This window comes from Microbacterium hydrocarbonoxydans (genome assembly GCF_011752045.1).
Classification (GTDB): Bacteria; Actinomycetota; Actinomycetes; order Actinomycetales; family Microbacteriaceae; genus Microbacterium.
This window is the reverse complement of sequence record NZ_JAAKXW010000005.1, coordinates 128,154-145,870: the sequence shown is the minus strand read 5'-3', so window position 1 is coordinate 145,870 and position 17,717 is coordinate 128,154. Positions and strand designations below refer to the sequence as shown.

Annotated in this window: 17 protein-coding genes; 4 read left to right on the top strand and 13 right to left on the bottom strand. The window is 71.5% G+C overall.

The genetic code is table 11. From position 1 onward, the window contains the following. Nucleotide 1 precedes the first annotated feature (1 nt). The 6 genes from G6G98_RS14525 to G6G98_RS14500 form a co-directional block, all read right to left on the bottom strand. Entirely contained in the window at nucleotides 2-1,009 is a 1,008-nt protein-coding gene (locus G6G98_RS14525) for an alpha/beta hydrolase (RefSeq protein WP_164234393.1), read from the bottom strand. A gap of 28 nt (nucleotides 1,010-1,037) precedes the next feature. Continuing rightward, entirely contained in the window at nucleotides 1,038-2,075 is a 1,038-nt protein-coding gene (locus tag G6G98_RS17080; RefSeq protein ID WP_067354232.1) for a hypothetical protein, read from the bottom strand. Nucleotides 2,076-2,138: 63 nt separating this feature from the next. After that, a complete protein-coding gene (locus tag G6G98_RS14515) occupies nucleotides 2,139-3,512 on the bottom strand; it encodes an FAD-dependent oxidoreductase (RefSeq protein WP_067354229.1) in 1,374 nt (457 codons plus the stop codon). Between the two features lie 58 nt (nucleotides 3,513-3,570). Next, complete coding sequence (locus G6G98_RS14510) at nucleotides 3,571-4,632, bottom strand: polyprenyl synthetase family protein (RefSeq protein WP_164234392.1); 1,062 nt, start codon at nucleotides 4,630-4,632, stop codon at nucleotides 3,571-3,573. A gap of 22 nt (nucleotides 4,633-4,654) precedes the next feature. Next, nucleotides 4,655-5,389, bottom strand: coding sequence for a class I SAM-dependent methyltransferase (locus G6G98_RS14505; protein ID WP_067354221.1), 735 nt, complete (start codon nucleotides 5,387-5,389; stop codon nucleotides 4,655-4,657). A gap of 134 nt (nucleotides 5,390-5,523) precedes the next feature. Continuing rightward, a complete protein-coding gene (locus G6G98_RS14500) occupies nucleotides 5,524-6,078 on the bottom strand; it encodes a hypothetical protein (RefSeq protein WP_164234391.1) in 555 nt (184 codons plus the stop codon). 96 nt (nucleotides 6,079-6,174) lie between these two features. Between G6G98_RS14500 and G6G98_RS14495 the strand changes: the two genes are divergently transcribed. The 3 genes from G6G98_RS14495 to G6G98_RS14485 all read left to right on the top strand — a co-directional run bounded on the left by G6G98_RS14495 (nucleotide 6,175) and on the right by G6G98_RS14485 (nucleotide 10,634). Then, entirely contained in the window at nucleotides 6,175-7,425 is a 1,251-nt protein-coding gene (locus G6G98_RS14495; protein ID WP_164234390.1) for an isochorismate synthase, read from the top strand. Nucleotides 7,426-7,599: 174 nt separating this feature from the next. Beyond that, a complete protein-coding gene (locus tag G6G98_RS14490) occupies nucleotides 7,600-9,006 on the top strand; it encodes a purine-cytosine permease family protein (RefSeq protein ID WP_208321507.1) in 1,407 nt (468 codons plus the stop codon). A gap of 14 nt (nucleotides 9,007-9,020) precedes the next feature. Then, complete coding sequence (locus G6G98_RS14485) at nucleotides 9,021-10,634, top strand: amidohydrolase (protein WP_208321506.1); 1,614 nt, start codon at nucleotides 9,021-9,023, stop codon at nucleotides 10,632-10,634. A 21-nt stretch (nucleotides 10,635-10,655) separates the two neighbouring features. On the opposite strand, the gene G6G98_RS14480 is transcribed toward G6G98_RS14485, so the two are convergent. The 5 genes from G6G98_RS14480 to G6G98_RS14460 form a co-directional block, all read right to left on the bottom strand. After that, nucleotides 10,656-11,498, bottom strand: coding sequence for a polyphosphate kinase 2 family protein (locus tag G6G98_RS14480; RefSeq protein ID WP_164234388.1), 843 nt, complete (start codon nucleotides 11,496-11,498; stop codon nucleotides 10,656-10,658). A gap of 28 nt (nucleotides 11,499-11,526) precedes the next feature. Beyond that, the gene (gene menD, locus G6G98_RS14475) at nucleotides 11,527-13,191 is read right to left on the bottom strand and encodes a 2-succinyl-5-enolpyruvyl-6-hydroxy-3-cyclohexene-1-carboxylic-acid synthase (RefSeq protein WP_164234387.1); all 1,665 of its coding nucleotides are present in this window, start codon (nucleotides 13,189-13,191) and stop codon (nucleotides 11,527-11,529) included. After that, nucleotides 13,188-13,538, bottom strand: a complete 351-nt coding sequence (locus G6G98_RS14470) for a PLD nuclease N-terminal domain-containing protein (RefSeq protein ID WP_164234386.1) — start codon at nucleotides 13,536-13,538, stop codon at nucleotides 13,188-13,190. Before G6G98_RS14470 ends, menD begins: the two co-directional genes overlap by 4 nt. 80 nt (nucleotides 13,539-13,618) lie before the next feature. Next, on the bottom strand, nucleotides 13,619-14,698 hold the full coding sequence (locus tag G6G98_RS14465; protein WP_164234385.1) for a PQQ-dependent sugar dehydrogenase: 1,080 nt from the start codon (nucleotides 14,696-14,698) through the stop codon (nucleotides 13,619-13,621). A 41-nt stretch (nucleotides 14,699-14,739) separates the two neighbouring features. Further along, nucleotides 14,740-15,543 carry an alpha/beta fold hydrolase gene (locus G6G98_RS14460; RefSeq protein ID WP_164234384.1) on the bottom strand — a complete coding sequence of 268 codons (804 nt, stop codon included), beginning with the start codon at nucleotides 15,541-15,543 and terminating at the stop codon, nucleotides 14,740-14,742. Nucleotides 15,544-15,651: 108 nt separating this feature from the next. On the opposite strand from G6G98_RS14460, the gene G6G98_RS14455 reads away from it, so the two are divergent. Then, nucleotides 15,652-16,332 carry a hypothetical protein gene (locus G6G98_RS14455; protein ID WP_164234383.1) on the top strand — a complete coding sequence of 227 codons (681 nt, stop codon included), beginning with the start codon at nucleotides 15,652-15,654 and terminating at the stop codon, nucleotides 16,330-16,332. 19 nt (nucleotides 16,333-16,351) lie between these two features. Here G6G98_RS14455 and arfB read toward each other — a convergent pair whose 3' ends face one another. Continuing rightward, nucleotides 16,352-16,792, bottom strand: coding sequence for an alternative ribosome rescue aminoacyl-tRNA hydrolase ArfB (gene arfB / locus G6G98_RS14450; protein WP_067354183.1), 441 nt, complete (start codon nucleotides 16,790-16,792; stop codon nucleotides 16,352-16,354). A 72-nt stretch (nucleotides 16,793-16,864) separates the two neighbouring features. Continuing rightward, a complete protein-coding gene (locus G6G98_RS14445; protein WP_243842144.1) occupies nucleotides 16,865-17,716 on the bottom strand; it encodes a universal stress protein in 852 nt (283 codons plus the stop codon). Nucleotide 17,717 lies beyond the last annotated feature (1 nt).

Sequence of the window (17,717 nt, the reverse complement as noted above, 5' to 3'; positions counted from 1 at the left end):
GTCAGCGGGCGGCGTTCCAGCCGCTGACCCAGCGGTCCAGCCGCTGGTACGCGTCCTCGCGCGCCTCGCGGCGTGACAGGAAGACGTCGTGCAGCGCGCCGTCGATGCGCTCGACAGTGACCGACGCGCCGAGCTTCAGCGCGGCTCTGGCGATGTCGTCGACGACGAGAACGGAGTCGGCGCGCGTGAGCTCCTCCGACCATCGAGAGGGCGTGGCCGACTTCGCGGAGAGCAGCACGCAGACGGGCGCTCGGATGCCGAGGCCGGCCGCGACCCTGTTGTGACCGGCCAGGATCGCGTGGAACCAGCCGGCGTGCACGGCCATCGTCTGCGCGGGGCGCCAGCGCAGATCCACCTCCACCGGATCATCGGGATCGGCGACCTCCTGCTGCGCGCGGGTGTAGAAGCCGAGGTCGACCTGCGGGGCGACCTCCCGCGGCGCCCAGCGCGCCTGCAGCTCGGCGACCGGGGCGAGGATGGGTCGCGCCGACGCCCACTGGAACTCGAGCCACGGGCTGTTCAGGATCAGCGCGTCGGCGGCATCCGGATGCCGTGATGCCCACAGGCTCAGCGTGAGCCCGCCGGTCGAGTGCCCGAGCAGCACGAGCCGGCGACCGGATGCCGCGCCGTCGGCGCCGCGCCCCATCGCGTCGAGCGCGGCGGCGATGTCCTCGTCGTAAGCGGCGAGATCCGTTATGTAGCCCGGGGTCTGACCGTCGCGGAGGCTGCGGCCGTACTTGCGGAGGTCGAGCGCGAAGAAGCGGGCGCCGCGGGCGGTCCAGAACCGCGCAAGGCGCTTCTGGAAGAAGTAGTCCGACCAGCCGTGCACGTACAGCACGTCGACGTCGTCGAGCGGGCGGGTGCGCCCGAGCATCCGCCCCCACCAGCCCTGGGGAACCGGCAGCGCGCGGACCAGCGTGGCGACCACGGGACCCTCGTCGTCCGCCTCGAGTTCGAGCGTCAGCTGCTCGAACTCGTCGCCGAGGACGTCGGGGATCCAGTCAGCCATGCCGTCAGGCTAGCCGACCGGGTGCCGGCTACTGCGGAGCGGTGTGCCCGCGGGTCAGGTTGCGGGCGACCGTCGCCGCCAGCGGCTCGGGGTCGGGCGCCCCGGATCCGTCGTCGAGCGTCGTCAGCCGGATCCAGTCGTTTCCCACCCGCAGGTCGAGCACTCTCTCGCCGTGCTCCCCTGAACTCAGGGTTGCTCCGTCCGCGAGTTCGATCTCCACCGGCGTGCCGCCCACCTTCTCGAAGGCCCAGGCGCCGCCCGGCAGGGTCGTGATCATGAGCTGGTTGCCTGCGTACTCCTCGCCTCCGATCGAATAGAGGCAGATCCGCGCCCCGTTCGTCACGTGGTAGACCTCGGCGGGGATGCCCCAGCCGCCGAACGAGTCGACGATCTCGACACCCTCGACGCCCGTGACCTCCGACACCTCGGCGGGTGTGAGGAACCGCTCGCACGCCGCACCGACGATGTCGCTGTCGACGAGTTCGAAGTCGTGCAGGCTCGCATCCGCAGTGCCCGCAAGGTCGCGCAGCGCGTCGCCCGGGACGTCGGGATCGCCCGCCACACCCAGGCCTTCGTCGACGATGTTCGCGGTGAGGAGGACGTCCCCCTCGATGATCTCGAAGTTGCATCCGCGATCGCTGCAGCCTGCCGTCTCGCCCCAGAACCCGTTCCTCTGCGCGGCGCCGTTCGTCACCGCCCCGGCGCCCGGAACGATCGTCACCTCCCAGTAGGACGGCGCTTCACCCGCGGAGCAGGCGATGCCGCCCGCCCGCTGGAACATGTACTGCCCGGGCCCCGGCAGCCACCCCATGGTCGAGATGATGGACATCACGGGCTCGACCGGCGTCGATGGCTCCCCCACCAGGCTCGCCATCACCGCCGCGACATCGTCGCACGTCACATCGAACGCGGCCTCCGGCTCCACGATCGGCTCCGGCGTCGGAGTCGGCGTCGCGGATGCCGTCGGCGACGCCGAGGGCTTCGGCTTCGGAGCCGGCGTCGGAGCGCACCCCGACAGCACCAGAACAGCCGCGACACCCACGGCGAGGACGGAACGCAGTCGCATGCGCTCAGACTACGAGCGCACCGCCCGCGACCCGCCGCACCGAAGACAACGATCCAGTGACGGTCATTCCCCGCGGGAGACGCGCACCATCTCGTCGCGCGGGACGACCTTGACCCGGGCCCGCTCCTGCGGGGCGCCGAGCGCGATCTCGTGCTCGTCGAGCCGGTGCCAGCCCTCGAGATCGGTCCACTTCACGCCGCGCTCCTCGAGCAGAGCGGGGATCGCAGCCTCTGACGGGTCCTCCGGCTGCCACCAGGACCCCTGGTCGTTGATGATGTGCCGCACGGTCTCCATCGCGTCGGACTTGGTGTGGCCGATGAGGCCGACCGGTCCGCGCTTGATCCAGCCGGTGGCGTAGATGCCGGGGACGCGCTGGTTGGAGTCCTTCGCGAGGACCTGGCCTTCACGGTTCGGGATGACGCCGTGCTTCTTGTCGAACGGCACACCGGGCAGCGGCGAGCCGAAGTAGCCGATCGCGCGGTACAGCGCCTGCATCGGCACCTCGCGCAGCTCGCCGGTGCCCACGGCACCGCCCTGGCCGTCGGGCCGGGTGCGCTCGTAGACGAGTGCCGCGACGCGGCCGTCCTCATCCTTGCGCACCTCGACCGGACGCGCCCAGAAGTGCAGGTGCAGGCGACGGGAGGCTGTGCCGCCGGCGTTGTTCACGGAGTCGCGCTTGCGCCACGACTGCAGCACCCGGTCGATGACCATGACCTGCTTGTTGCTGGCGACGGCATCCTTCGAGGCCTCGTCGTAATCGAAGTCCTCGTCGTAGACGACCATGTCGACGTCGCGCAGCTCGCCGAGCTCCCGCAGCTCCAGAGGGGTGAACTTCACCTGCGCGGGGCCGCGGCGACCGAACACGTGCACGTCGGTGACGGCGCTGGCCTTGAGGCCCTGGTAGACGTTGTCGGGCACCTCGGTGACGAGCAGGTCCTCGGCGTGCTTCGCGAGCATCCGCGCGACGTCCAGCGCGACGTTGCCGTTGCCGAGCACGCCGACGGATGCCGCGTCCAGCGGCCACTCGCGCGGCACGTCGGGGTGCCCGTCGAACCAGCTGACGTAGTCGGCGGCGCCGTACGACCCGACGGCGTCGATGCCCGGGATGTCGAGCGCCGAGTCGCGGATCGCGCCGGTCGCGAAGATCACGGCGTTGTAGTGCTTCTTGAGGTCGTCGAGCGTGATGTCCTCACCGAAGCGCACGTTGCCGAAGATCCGGATGTCGCCACGGTCGAGCACGTCGCGCAGCGCCGTGATGATGCCCTTGATGCGGGGGTGGTCGGGGGCGACGCCGTAGCGCACGAGGCCGTACGGCGCCGGCAGCTGCTCGAAGAGGTCGATCGAGACGTCGAACTTGCGCTCCGCCTTCAGCAGGATGTCCGCGGCGTAGATGCCGGCGGGGCCGGCTCCGACGATGGCGAGCCTGAGCTTGGTCATGAAGGTCCTTTCGTCCGGCGGAGCGCTCTGCGGCGCGGCCGCGTTTCGCGGCGCGCGCTCAGCTGGAGCGCTCGGCGAGAGTCTCTGCGAATCGGGTGAGCGCCTCGCGCACGGTGCCGCGAGGCAGCGGGCCCAGGGCGTCGATGGCGTCCCGGGTCCAGGTGAGCGCGAGCTCGAGGGTCTTCTGCGTGACGACGTGATCGCGCAGCTCGGTGAGCGGGCCGTCGAGGATCGCCGGATCCGCGCCCTCTGCGATGCGGGCGACGCCGTCGTCGATGCGCGCGGCGAGATCGGCGGATGCCGGGTCGGTCTCGGCCTTCAGCAGCAGGTAGGGCATCGTCGGCACCCCGGCACGGAGGTCGGTGCCGGGGACCTTGCCGGTGTCCTCAGGCTTCGCGGAGAGGTCGATGACGTCGTCGAGCAGCTGGAAGGCGACACCGATCTTCTCGCCGTAGATCCGCATCGGCTCCTCGTACGCCGAGGGCGCGTTGGAGAAGATGACGCCGGCCTGGGTGGCGGCGGCGATGAGGGAGCCGGTCTTGTCGGCGAGCACCTGGATGTAGAACTCGATCGGCTCGTCGCCGGGCTGCGCGCCGAGGGTCTCGTGCATCTGGCCGAGGACGAGACGCTCGAAGGTGTCGGCCTGCAGGCGGATCGCCCGGTCGCCGAGACGCGACATCAGCTGGCTGGCGCGGGAGAACAGGATGTCGCCGGTGAGGATCGCGATGCTGTTGCCCCACACGGCGTGCGCGGCGGGCACCCCGCGACGGCGGTCGGCGCCGTCCATGACGTCGTCGTGGTACAGCGACCCCAGGTGCGTGATCTCGAGGGCCTTGGCGACGTCGATGACGGCATCCGTGTTCCCGTCGCCCAGCTGGGCGGCGAGAAGCGTGAGCACCGGGCGGATGCGCTTGCCGCCGGCCTCGTAGAGATACCGGCTGGTGGCGTCGGCGAGCGGGTCGGCGACGCGGACGTCCTCGGCGAGGCCGTCCTCGACGCGCTCGAGCCCCTCCTCGATGGCGCGGGCGACGCGGCGGGCGGCGGGGCCGATGAACACGCGGTCGCTGAAGCCGAGACGGCTCGCCAGTCGCGAACCCGGGGCGGTGGGGCTCGAAGTCACGCCCCCAGCCTACCCGTCGCGATCACTCGGGCGTGCCGTCCTGGGGCTTGCGCGCGCGGTGAAGGGCGACGATCCCGAAGGAGAGGTTGCGGTAGGCGACGTCCGTCCAGCCCGCCTCGCGGATCCACGCGGAGAGCTTCCTCTGATCGGGCCATTCCCTGATCGACTCGTTGAGGTAGTCGTAGGCCTCTCCGTTGGTGCCGGCCACGCGGGCGACGCGGGGCAGCACCTGAGCGTTGTAGAACCGGTAGGCGGTGCGGAAAAGGGCTCCCGGAGGTGTGGAGAACTCGTTGATCACCAGGCGTCCGCCGGGCTTGGTCACCCGGAAGAGCTCACGCAGCGCCTTCTTCGGATCGTTCACGTTGCGCAGGGCGTAGGACATCGTGACGGCGTCGAACTCCCCGTCGGCGAAGGGCAGGTTCGTCGCGTCGGCCTCGACGAAGGAGAGGTTGCGCATGCTGCCGTGCCGGCGCTTCCCCTCGGCGAGCATGCCGGGCGAGAAGTCGGCGGCCACCACCTGCGCGCCGCTGCGCGCGAGGGACGCCGAGGACGAGGCGGTGCCCGCGCCGAGGTCGAGGATCCTCTCCCCCGGCTTCGGGGCGACGGCGCGCGTGGTGGCGGCGCGCCAGAGCGCGTCGTTCCCAACGGTCATCGCCGTGTTGGTGCGGTCGTAGCCGGCGGCGACCTGGTCGAACATGCCGCTGACGCGGGCGGGGTCCTTGCCGAGATCGGCGCGGTTGGGCTCGTTCGGGGACATGAGTCGAGTCTAGGCGCGGCGACCCTGTGCGTTCCGGTCGCAGTTCGGAACGGTCCGGTGCGCCGCGACTGTGCCGAAGTGCGACCGGAGCGGGAAGCGACCGGCACGAACTGCGACCGGAAGCAGGACGTCTCTCAGCGGTCGAGGCCCAGCGCGGCCAGGCGGTCGAGCCAGCGATCGGCGACCGCGTCGTCGAAGGGCGGATGCTGGGCGCGGACCCGCTCCTCGAGGTCGAGCGCGAGTCCTTCGAGGCGTTCCATCACGTCGGCGGGATAGCCGAACTGCGCACTGTGCTCCTCCCACTCGTCGCGGTCGTCGACCCAGGTGCCGCGCTCCCCCTCGACGCGCACGACGTCGAGGTCCATGTCGATGCCGACGGCGAGCAGCGGGTCGTCCGACCAGCGCACGTCCCAGCCGAGGTCGATGTAGACGCGCATCTGCTTGGGGTGGTCGCGGTTCACGGTGAGCGCATAGTCCTCACGCCCGGCGGGCACGAGCGTCACGTTCGGATTGCCGGTGCGGAACTCGCGCCCGGGGCGGGCGCTGTGCCAGCCGACGGGCTGGCCGACCCAGTCGCCCCATTCGTCGGCGCCGAGGTACACGCACTCGTGCCTCCAGTGCGGGGAGCCGTCCCACTTGCGCCACTGGAAGATCATCTCGGTGCCGGGGGCGGGACGGGCGTCGCTCATGCTCTCACTCTAGGCATCCGGTCTGACGGAGCTCCCCCTCCGGGCTCACTCCGACGGGTGAGACGAGGCCTCACGGAGCCTGACTAGGCTGAGAGGGTGAGCAGTCTGGTCGTGGAGACCCGCGAGATCGACCCCGTCGAGGATCCTCTGGCGTACGCGGATGCCGCGGTCCCGCTGGCCTGGCTGCGACGGGGTGACGGCATCGTCGCGGTCGGCGACGGCGTCGCGACGACGATCCGCGTCCCCGCCGGGGGCGACGCGCCCCGCTCCGCCGTGATCTCCTCCGCCTGGCGCCGGCTGACGCAGGATGCGGTGATCGACGACCCCCTGGAGCTCCCCGGCACCGGGCTGGTGGCCTTCGGAGCGCTGACGTTCGACGAGGACTCGTCGGCGGACAGCATCCTGATCGTCCCCTCGGCCGTGATCGGCCGGCATCGTGGCCGCACCTGGCTGACGACGATCCGCACCGCGGATGCCGCACCGCCCGCAGCCGCGCCCGAGCCCCAGGGGTACGGCCCGCACTGGGCGGGCACCGTCGGGCCGGGCGCGCAGACGCCGCAGGGCTACCAGGAGTCCGTGCGCCTCGCACTGGGGCGCATCGCCGCGGGCGAGCTCAGCAAGGTCGTTCTCGCGCGCGACCTCACCGGGAGCATCCCGGCCGGCTCGGATCTGCGCCGGCTCGTGCGCGCCCTGTCGACCGGCTACCCCGACACCTGGGCGTTCGCGGTCGACGGGCTGATCGGCGCGAGTCCGGAGACCCTGGTGACCGTCCGCAGCCGCACGGTCACGGCGAGGGTGCTCGCCGGCACGATCGGACGCGGAGCGGATCCGGATGCCGACACCGCGGCATCCGCGCATCTGGCGTCCAGCACGAAGGACCTCGACGAGCACGGATACGCCGTGCAGAGCGTGCTCGCCGCGCTCCGTCCGCACACCCGCGCCCTCGCGGCGAGCGAGCAGCCGTTCCTGCTGAAGCTGCCGAATCTCTTCCACCTGGCGACGGACGTCGAGGGCGAGCTGGCCGACGGCGACTCGGCACTCGACCTCGTCGGCGCCCTGCATCCGACCGCGGCGGTGGCCGGCACCCCCACCTCCGCGGCGATCGCCGCGATCCGCGAGCTCGAGCCGTTCGATCGCGGACGGTACGCCGGTCCGGTCGGCTGGGTCGATGCCGCCGGCAACGGCGAGTGGGCGATCGCGCTGCGGTGCGCGCAGTTCGCGCCGGCCGGGAACGCGATCGCCGTCACCGCGTACGCGGGCGCAGGCATCGTCGCGGGGTCGGATCCCGAATCGGAGCTTCTGGAGACGCGGGTGAAGTTCCGCCCTCTCGTCGACGCGCTCGCCTGAACATTCCCATCCATTCCTGCGATGGATGCTCGACACTTGCATCTACCTGTGTGATGCAGTGCGGCGGGATCCCGTATTGGCCCCGCGTCCCCCGATCCGGTTGACTTCCCGTGTCGCGCCACCGCCGTCCCACCCGAGGGCCCGACAGGCGCAATCCCCCCGATCGGAGACCCAGTGACCGAGTACCCGAAACTCAGCACGAGCACGACCAAGATCATCACCTTCGAGCGCCGCCACATCCGGCCGATCCCCGAGGACGAGCGCACCGGCAAGCCACGCGGCCTGTTCTTCATCTGGCTCGGCATCAACATGCTGCCGCTCACGGTGGTCACCGGCGCCCTCGGACCGACCCTGTTCGCCCTCCCGCTCGAGTGGACGATTCTCGCGATCGTGGTGGGGAACGTGATCGGCGGGTTCGGCGCCGCACTGCACGCCTCCCAGGGACCGCAGCTCGGCATCCCGCAGATGCTGCAGGCTCGCGCCCAGTTCGGCTACTTCGGCGGCAGCCTGCTCGCCTTCATCGCACTGCTCATGTTCCTGGGCTTCTTCGCATCCAACCTCGTCGTGGCCGCACAGAGCTTCGACGCGGTGTTCGGCGGCGGCCTCCTGAACGTGGGGATCATCGTCTGCGCCGTCGTCGCGCTCGTCTTCGCCATCTTCGGCTACGACCTCGTCCGCAAGGCGATGGCGGTGTTCTCGGTGATCATCGGCGTACTGGTGGTCGTCTCGCTGCTCCTCGCGCTCACCAACCCTGCCGCCTACGCGACCACCCGAGACCTGGTCTTCACGCCGGCCGGATTCTTCGGGATGCTCGCCATCGGCGTCACCTGGCAGCTGGCATACGCCCCGTATGTCTCCGACTACTCCCGCTACATGCCGAAGGGCATCGGGTCCCGGCAGGCGTTCTGGGCCACCTACTCCGGCCTCGTGATCGGCACCGTGGGCGTGATGGTCCTCGGCGCGCTCGTCGGCCTGACCACGGGCGACGACGGGAACTCGATGGCCGCCCTCGGCAGCCTTCTCGGCGGCTTCGGCCCCGTCGTCCTCTTCGCCTTCGGAATCGCCTCGGCAGTGATGAACTCCTCGAACATCTACTCCGGGGTGATGTGCGCGCTCACGGTGCTGGAGAGCGTCGCCGCGCGGGTGCGGATCGACACGGGCAAGAGGATCGGCATGACCGTCGGCTACGCGCTGCTGGCCACCCTCGCCGCCGTCTTCGGGCAGAACGACTTCCTGCTCGTGTTCAAGGACTTCGTCTTCGTGCTCCTCTACGTGCTCATCCCCTGGTCGGCGATCAACCTGGTCGACTACTTCGTGCTGCGCAAGGGGCACTACGACGTCGAGGCCATGTTCCGCCGCGACGGCGGCGTCTACGGGCGCTGGAACGGCATCGGACTCGCCTGCTACGCCGCCGGCATCCTCGTGCAGATCCCGTTCATGGTCACGACGATGTACACGGGCCCGCTCGCCGAACCCCTCGGCTACGTCGATCTGGCCTGGGTCGTCGGCTTCATCGTCCCCGCCGTGCTCTACGTCGCCTGGGAGCGGGCTGTCGCCCCTCAGCGGAGCGCGGTGCGGTGATCGCGGATCTCATCGTGACCGGCGGCCAGGTCTGGTCGCCGGAGCCGGGTCCCGCCACCGCCGTCGCCGTCAGCGGCGACAGGATCGCGGCCGTCGGCACAGACGCCGAGATCCGCGAGCTGGCGGGTCGACGCACCGAGATCGTGGATGCCGGGGGCGGAGCGATCCTCCCCGGCTTCCACGACGGTCACATCCACGCCCTCGGCGGCGGACTCGCGCTGCTGGGCTGCGACCTGTCATCCGTCCACTCCCGGCAGGCCTATCTCGCGGTCATCCGCGAGTTCGCCGCCGCGGAGTCCGGCGAGTGGATCGTGGGGAGCGGCTGGTTCGGCGACGTGTTCGACGGCGGACTGCCGGATCGGCGTCTGCTGGACGACGTCATCGGCTCCCGTCCCGCCGTGCTCACCAGCCATGATGCGCACGGGGTGTGGGTGAGCTCCCGCGCGCTGGAGCTGGCCGGCATCGACCGGGACACCCCCGATCCGGCCGCCGGCCGCATCGTGCGCGATGAGTCCGGCGATGCCACCGGAGTGCTCATGGACAGCGCCGGCGAACTGGTCACCTCGCTTCTCCCCGAGCCCGATCTCGCACGCCAGCGCGACGGGATGCTGGCTGCCCAGGAGCATCTCCTCTCGCTGGGCGTCACCGCCTGGCACGACGCCCTGCTCGGACGCTATCTCGCCATGCAGGACCCGCTTCCGGCCTACCTCTCCCTGCGCGCGGAAGGCCTCCTCACGGCACGCGTGAGCGGGTCCGTCTGGTGGCCGCCGGGATGGGGCGCCGATCGCCTCCCCGACGTGATCGCGCGCATCGCGACCGCACGCGCCGACGGCTTCCCGATCACCGGCGTGAAGATCATGCAGGACGGCATCTGCGAGAACTGCACCGCCGCTCTCCTTGCCCCCTATCGGGGCGTGCATCCCGAGACGTCAGGCGACTCCGTCATCCCGCCGGCCGAGCTGGCCTCGATCGTCACCGCGCTGGATGCCGCAGGAGAGCGCGTGCACTTCCACGGCGTCGGCGATCGGGCGGTGCGCGAGTGCCTCGACGCCGTGGCGGCGGCGAGGGCAGCGAACGGCCGGGGACAGCGCCACCAGATCGCGCACCTCGATCTGGTCGATCCGGCCGATCTCCCGCGTTTCCGCGCACTCGACGTCACCGCCAACCTGCAGCCCCTGTGGGCGCGTGCCGATCAGGAGATCCTGGAGCGCAAGCTCCCCCTGCTCGGACCGGAGCGGGCCCGCTGGCATTTCCCCTTCGGCTCGCTCCGCGCGCACGACGCGCACCTGGCGATGGGCAGCGACTGGCCGGTGACCAGCCCGGATCCGCTCTGGGGGCTGCACACCGCCGTCACCCGGACAGCGCCGCCCCAGGACGTGCACGCGGTCGATCCCGCGGCGCATCGGACGATGCAGCCGGAGGAGCGGCTGGACCCGGCCGATGCCGTTCGCGCGTACACGCTCGGTCCGGCCGAGGCGATCGGGGTCGACGACCGGATCGGACGACTGCACCCCGGACATCTCGCCGACCTCGCGGTGCTCACCACCGGCATCACCGGACGGGACTCCTTCGCGGAAGCGCGTGTCGCTGCCACCGTCCTCGGCGGAAAGGTCGTGCATTCGGCCTGACGACCGTGGCGGTCGCCCGGCTCAGCTCGCGGCGAGCCGCTTCTTCTCCGCCTCGACGTCGAAGTCGGCCTTCGGCCACCGCGGGTCGATGTCCTGGAGGGCGGCCAGCAGCAGCTCCTGCACGGCGAGCCGCGCGTACCACTTGTGGTTCGCCGGGATGACGTGCCAGGGGGCGACTTCCGTCGAGGTGCGCTCGATCGCGGCCTGATAGGCCTCCATGTACGTCGGCCACAGCATCCGCTCGTCGACGTCTCCCGGGTTGTACTTCCAGTGCTTGTCGGGGCGGTCGAGACGCTCCATCAGCCGCTCCTTCTGCTCGTCGGAGGAGATGTGCAGCATGACCTTGATGATCCGGATGCCGGAGTCGGTCACCCTCGCCTCGAACTCGTCGATCGCGTCGTAGCGGCGTTCGATCTCCTCGGGCGTCGCGAGGGAGCGGACGCGGCCGATGAGCACGTCCTCGTAGTGCGAGCGGTCGAAGACGCCGATGAACCCGGGCTCGGGGAGCCTCTTCTCGATGCGCCAGAGGAAGTCGTGCGCGAGTTCCTCCTCGGTGGGAGCCTTGAACGCGGTGAGCGTGACGCCCTGCGGGTCGACCCCGCCGACGACGTGCCGCACGATGCCGCCCTTGCCCGCGGAGTCCATCGCCTGCAGCACGAGGAGCACGGCATCCTTCGCGACCCCGGCGCGGCTCTCGGCGAAGAGACGCTCCTGCAGCTCGTTCAGCTCCTCCAGCCCGGCGGCGAGATCGGCCTTCCCCTGCGCCTTGCCCCCTTCGTAGCCGGGAGTGCTCTCCGGATCGACGTCGGCGAGACGGAATCCCTCGCCGACCTGCAGGATGCGAGCCCAGGTGTGCGCGTTCATGTGCTCATCCTGCCAGCAGCCGGCCCGCTCAGCGCGGCAGCGGCACCTCGATGAGCTGGCGACCGCCCGACGGTGCGGTGAGCACCTGGTCGAGCGCCGTGCGGGTCGTGACGCGATGGTGCTCCCAGCCGTAGGCGAGGGCGAGCTGCTCGATCCGCACCTCGTGCGGGGTGTAGAAGGCGCGATCGAGGTCGGCGCGATCAGCGGAGGCAGCCACCTCGAGCCCGTCGAAGATCGTGCCGCCGCCGTCGTTGCCGACGATCACCTGCAGGCGCGGGATCGCCTCGTCCGGGGGCAGCAGCAGCGCACCGACGTCGTGCAGGAAGGCGAGGTCCCCGAGCAGCACGCGCGTAACGCCGGGAGAGCCGTCGGCCTGACTGGCGACGGCGATGCCGGTGGCCGTGGCGACGGTGCCGTCGATGCCGGCGAGGCCGCGATTGGCGTGCACGGGGACCTTCTTGCCTGCCAGCACCGCGTCGGCGACGCGCACCAGGCGCGATGAGCCGAACACGAGCCGGTCGTGCGGCCAGGTCGCACGCCACACGGCGTCGACGAGAAGCTCGCGGGAGAGCGGGCGGCGCACGGCGTCGAGCTCGGCCCGCACGGCGTCGCGGCGGGCCGCGAAGTCCTTGGAGGCGAGGCCGTCGGTGTCCGGCGCGTGCTCGCTGAGGTCGATCGCCTGCGCGGCCGAGGCCGCCATCCAGGCGCCCAGCCAGTCGCGATCGGGTTCTCCGGGAGCGACGTCGACGGATGCCGCGGCCCGTGTCAGCCGGTTGAGGTTCAGCTCCTCGCCGCCGCGGCGGACGGCCACGACGTCGACGTCGGCGCGCGACAGCAGGCGAGCGACCTCGCGGCTGAGGGTCGGGTGGCCGAGCACGACGACTCGCTCGATGCGCCCGCCGAGGGCGGGGTCGGAGAGGAGCGCGCGATATCCGTGCATGAGCCGGCGCCCGAAGCGCGCGCCGCTGACGATCTCGGCGATCAGGGGCCAGGAGCCCGCATGGGCGATCTCCTCGGCGGCCGGTCCGGCGTCGGCGCCGGCGACCACCACGGTCCGCGGTCCGCGGTCGAGCACCACGGGTTCCGCCGGGGCCTGAGCCGGCGCCGGGCCCTGGACGACCTCGAGGGCAGGCAGGGTGCCGGAGAGCGGCTCCCGCGACGGCAGGTTCAGGTGCACGGGGCCGGCGACGCCGGGGGCGCCGTGCGCGGCATCCGCTCCCATCGCCGCGGCCACCGCCGCGGCGGCGAGCCCCGACCAGTCGCCGTCGCCGGGCACGGGGGCATCGAGCTGAAGCCGCACGAACCGGCCGAACAGCCCGGGCTGGATCGTCGCCTGATTCGCCCCCACGCCGCGGAGCTCCGGCGGGCGGTCAGCGGTCAGCAGCAGCAGGGGCACTCCGGAGTGGAAGGCCTCCATGGCGGCGGGGAGCAGATTGGCGACGGCGGTGCCGGAGGTGCAGACGACCGCGGCAGGCACGCCGGTCTCCCGGGAGAGGCCGAGGGCGGTGAAGCCGGCGACCCGCTCGTCGATGCGGACGTGCGCGCGCAGATGCCCCTGGTTCGCCAGGTGCACCGCGGCGAGCGCGAGGGACTGCGAACGGGAGCCCGGCGAGATCACGACGTCACGCACGCCGTTCGCGATGAGGTCCGCGATCAGGGCGGCCGCGGCATCCGTCGCGGGCGACGACGTCACGAACGCGTGTCCGCGGCCGGGCCGTCGTCCGTCTCGTCCTCGAGGCGAGCGAGCTCCTCCTCGAGGCGGCGGATGCGGGCGTCCTGGTCGTACTTGCCGATGTGGCGCAGGAACTCGGGGTCGTCGTCGGGCGCCGGCATGCGGAGGGTGCCCTGGTCGTTCGCGCGACGGCGTCCGATCGTGAACCAGAGGATGCCGCCGATGACCGGGATGAGGACGACGATCGCGATCCAGGCGGCCTTGGGCACGCCCCGGTGCCGCGTCGCCGGCTGCACCGAGCAGTCGACGATGCTGAACACCCAGAACACGGCGGCCAGGAAGCCGCCGATGATCAACAGTCTCGCCACCCTTCCAGTGTAGGCGCGTGGGGACGGGCGAGATCCGGGGTTGACGGGAGACGTGAACGAGGTGGACGAGAGGCCGTCCGTCAGCCGATGAGCCGAACGATCCGGTCGTCGCCGGAGCGCGGGTCCCCGCGCCCGTCGGTGTTGTTCGTGAGGATCCAGATCCCGCCGTCGGGGGCGACGACCACGTCCCGCAGGCGCCCGAGCTCCCCGGTGAACCGCTCGCTACTCGTCGCGAGGTCTCCGAGGGGCACCGCACGGAGCCGCTCGCCGCGGAGGTTCGCGATGAGGATCTCGGTATCCGTCACCGCCAGGCCGCTGGGGCTGGCCGAATCGGGCGTCCACTGCTGCACCGGGTCGATGAAACGCTCGTCGCCCGCGATCCCCTCGACGACCGGCCAGCCGTAGTTCCCGCCGGCTTCGATGACGTTGAGCTCGTCCCACGTGTCCTGTCCGAACTCGCTGGCGTACATCGTCCCGTCGGCGTCCCAGCCGATGCCCTGCGGGTTGCGGTGGCCGTAGCTGTAGACCGGGGAGTCCCCGAACGGGTTGTCGTCCGGGATGCCGCCGCCGGGCTTGATCCGGAGGATCTTTCCCGCGAGGGCATCCCTGTCCTGGGCGCTGTCGCGGTCCCCCGCGTCACCGGTCGTGATGTACAGCATCCCGTCCGGGCCGAAGGCGATGCGCCCGCCGTTGTGGTTGCCGGCGGCCGGGATGCCGTCGATCACGGTCGTCGGGTCGCCGAGTTCGAGCGCGCCGGGATCGCCGCGGAGCTCCCGCCGTTCGACACGGTTCTCCCCCGGAGCAGTGAAGTACGTGTAGAGCTCGCCGTCGTGCACGGCGAGGCCGAGCAGTCCGCCCTCTCCTCCCGCGGCGACCCCGTCGATCACCGCGACCTCGCGCGCCTCGCCGTCGTCGTCGATCTCGAGGATGCGGGCGCCGTCCCGCTCGCTCACGAGCGGCGTCGTCTCGTGGAACGCGATCGACCACGGGGCATCGAGGCCTTGCGCGACGGTCTCCACAGGTCCGGACTCGGCGGATGCCGACGGCTCCGGTCTCGGCTCGGATCCGGGTTGCGGGACGCACGCGGTGAACGCCCAGAGCGCGGATGCCGCGGACACCGCGAAGAAGACCCTGCGGCCGGTGCGTCGTGAGGACCTCATCCCCTCATCCAACGCCGCGCGGCGCCGAGACGGAAGGGCTGTCATCGGACAGCGGACGACGATCCCTCTCCTGCCGCGCGAGCCGCAGCGACGAGCACGGCATCGAGTTCCTCGCCGGTGCAGTCGTGCCCCGCCCCTGCGATCTCGACGAGACGGGCGCGGGGAAGCAGCCGGCAGATCTCGAGCGCCGCGCCCCGAGGGCTGCGCGCGTCGGCGTCACCGCGAACGACCACGGTCGGCACCGGGATGCGCGGCAGGTCGGAACGCAGATCCTGGGCCATCACCGGAAGCAGCGCCGCGGTCGTGCGGGGGCGCCAGTCGTCGAGCAGACGTCGGGCGAGTGCGCGACGCTCCGGCGGGTCTTCGGGCGCGAACACCGAGTCGAGGAAGCCGTCGGCCCATTCCTCGACCGGATGCTCCAGGGTGAATCGTGCAGCGGCCATCCGCTCGGCGAGCGCGTCGGGGGAAAGGGAGCCGCCCCAGCCCGCGTACGCGCCGACGAGCACGAGCCGCCCGACGGATTCCGGATGGTCGCGGGCGAGCAGGAGCGCGAGCACCGAGCCGAGGGAGAAGCCGGCGACAGCGGGCCTGGTCAGCCCGAGAACGCTGAGGAAACCGGCCGCCGTCCTCGCCCAGTTCGCGTCGCTCCAGCCGGCGGGGACGTCGTCGGAGGCACCGCATCCCGGCGCATCCCAGGCGACGACCTCGACGTGCGGGCTGAGTCGCTCCATCTGCCGGGCCCACGCCCGGGAGTCCTCGAACGCCCCGTGGAACAGCACGAGCGCCGGCCCGCTCCCCTGCCTCCGATAGGCGATGCGCAGCCCGTCGACGACGACCTCGGCCATGCGGCGAGCATACGCCCCGGTCCGCGCGCACCGGGATGGTTCCTCGTCGCCGAACAGCACGACGCAAACGCCTGTCCGCTCCGCCGCCGGCAGGTGCACAATGGCGACATGAGCGAACCGTGGTCCCCCGAATCGGATGCCGTGCTCAGCCGGCGCGCGCAGATCCTCGCCACCGAGCACTGGGGCCTGCTGGCGGCGCGGAGCACCGCTCAGAGCGAGGTGCTGACGCGCATCACCATCTTCCTCGCGCTCGTGTCCGCGGGCCTCGTGACGATCGGCCTCCTCGGGCAGGCCTCGGGCTTCTCCGGATGGTTCGGCGGAGCATCCCTCGCCCTCCTCGCCTTCCTCACCGTCATCGGCTTCATGACCCAGGTACGCGTGATGAACGTGTCGGAGGAGGACATGATGTACGTCGTGGCGATGAACCGGATCCGCGGCGCCTACGTCGATCTCGATCCCCACGTGGCCGAGGTGTTCCTCGCCGCCGTCAACGACGACATGGCCGGGATGAAGAGGACCTACTCGTTCCTGCGCACGCGCAGCGCCAGCGTCTTCATCGGCAGCTCGGTCATGCTGCTGATCGTCGTGAACGCGTGCGTCGCGGGGCTGCTGACCGGCTCGGCGATCATCGCCGCCGGCGGCGCGTTCGAGTGGGCGGTGGGCATCGCCACCGGTGTCGGGCTGCTCTACGGCACCGGCTTCGCCGCGTTCGGCGGCTACGGGTACCTCACGACCTGGAAGCACTACGTGCCTCGCCGGCCGACGCCGGAGGAGACGCCTGAGCAGTGAGCATCCGCCCGCGACGGGATCAGGCGTCCCGGGGCGGTCTGCGGAGCTGCTTGACGTCGGACCGGCGATGCTTCGCCTTCAGGTGCCGCTCCTTCGAGCCCCGGCTCGGGCGGGTGGCCCGTCGCGGCGGCCCCGGCGGCTTCAGCGCCTCGTCGACGAGTGCGGCGAGCCTCTCGCGCGCGGCCTCGCGGTTGCGCAGTTGCGCACGGTGCTCTGAGGCGGCGATCGTGAGGACGCCGTTCACCAGCCGGGTCGTGAGCCGGTCGAGCAGCCGCGCACGCTGGACCGGCGAGAGCGCGGCGGACGCCGCGACGTCCCAGACCAGCTCGACGCGCGAGTCGGCGGTGTTCACGCCCTGCCCGCCGGGGCCGGACGACCGCGAGAAGCGCCACGACAGCTCGGTCTCCGGGATCACGAGACTCGCGGAGACCCGCAGACCGGGGCGGTGGGAGGCTGGCATGGGACCATCATCGCCCAGGGGACGGCTCGGATGCGCGGGGCTCCGGGGCGGGAGCCGCAACGGCGACGCGGCCTACCTCACCACGACGGTGACGGTCGCGAGTTCTTCCAGCACCCGCTGACTCGTCGAGCCGAGCAGGAAGCGGGCGAGAGCGCCCTTCCCGTGAGATCCGACGACCGCCAGACGCGCCCGCGACGCCAGCTCGTTGAGCTGCTGCGCCGGCGCCCCCTGCTCCACGACGCGCGTGACGGGCACGCGCGGGTGTGCGGGAGCGATCTCGGCGAGCGCGAGATCGACGGTCTCCTCGGCGAGCGCCTGCGCTCCGGCCAGGTATCCGTGCGGATAGGCGTCCATGCTCATCGGCAGCGGCACAGGCTGCCAGGTGTGGAGGACGGTGAGCGGTTCGCCGCTGCGCTCGGCCTCCTCGAAGGCGAAGCCGAGCGCCCGACGCGCGATCGGCGACCGGTCGATGCCCACCACGATGCCGTGCCGCCCCGCGAGGTCGAAGTCGGGGATCACGGCGACCGGGCAATAGGCTCCGGCGACGATCCGGGTGCCGTGCAGGCCCCGGCGTGGACCGCCGGCCGGCCCCCCGTGATCGCTCCCGATCGCGAGGAGGTCGAAGACCATCGAGGTCTCCACGAGCTCCCCCACCGGATCGCCGCGTGCGACGCGCGTGTCCACGATGACGCCGCGACTGCGCAGCAGCTCCGCCTCGCGCTCCAGCAGTGCGTTCGCGGATCGCAGCGCCTCATCGAGGAGGGGTCCCTCCCCGACCACGCCGAGAGCGCCGCCCACCACCGACACCAGCTCGATCCGGCTGCCGCGTTCCCGCGCGCGCACGGAAACCCACTCCAGCACGCGCCGGCATACCGCCGACTCGGTCACGCCGACCACGATGCTCTGCTCCATGATCTCCTCCATC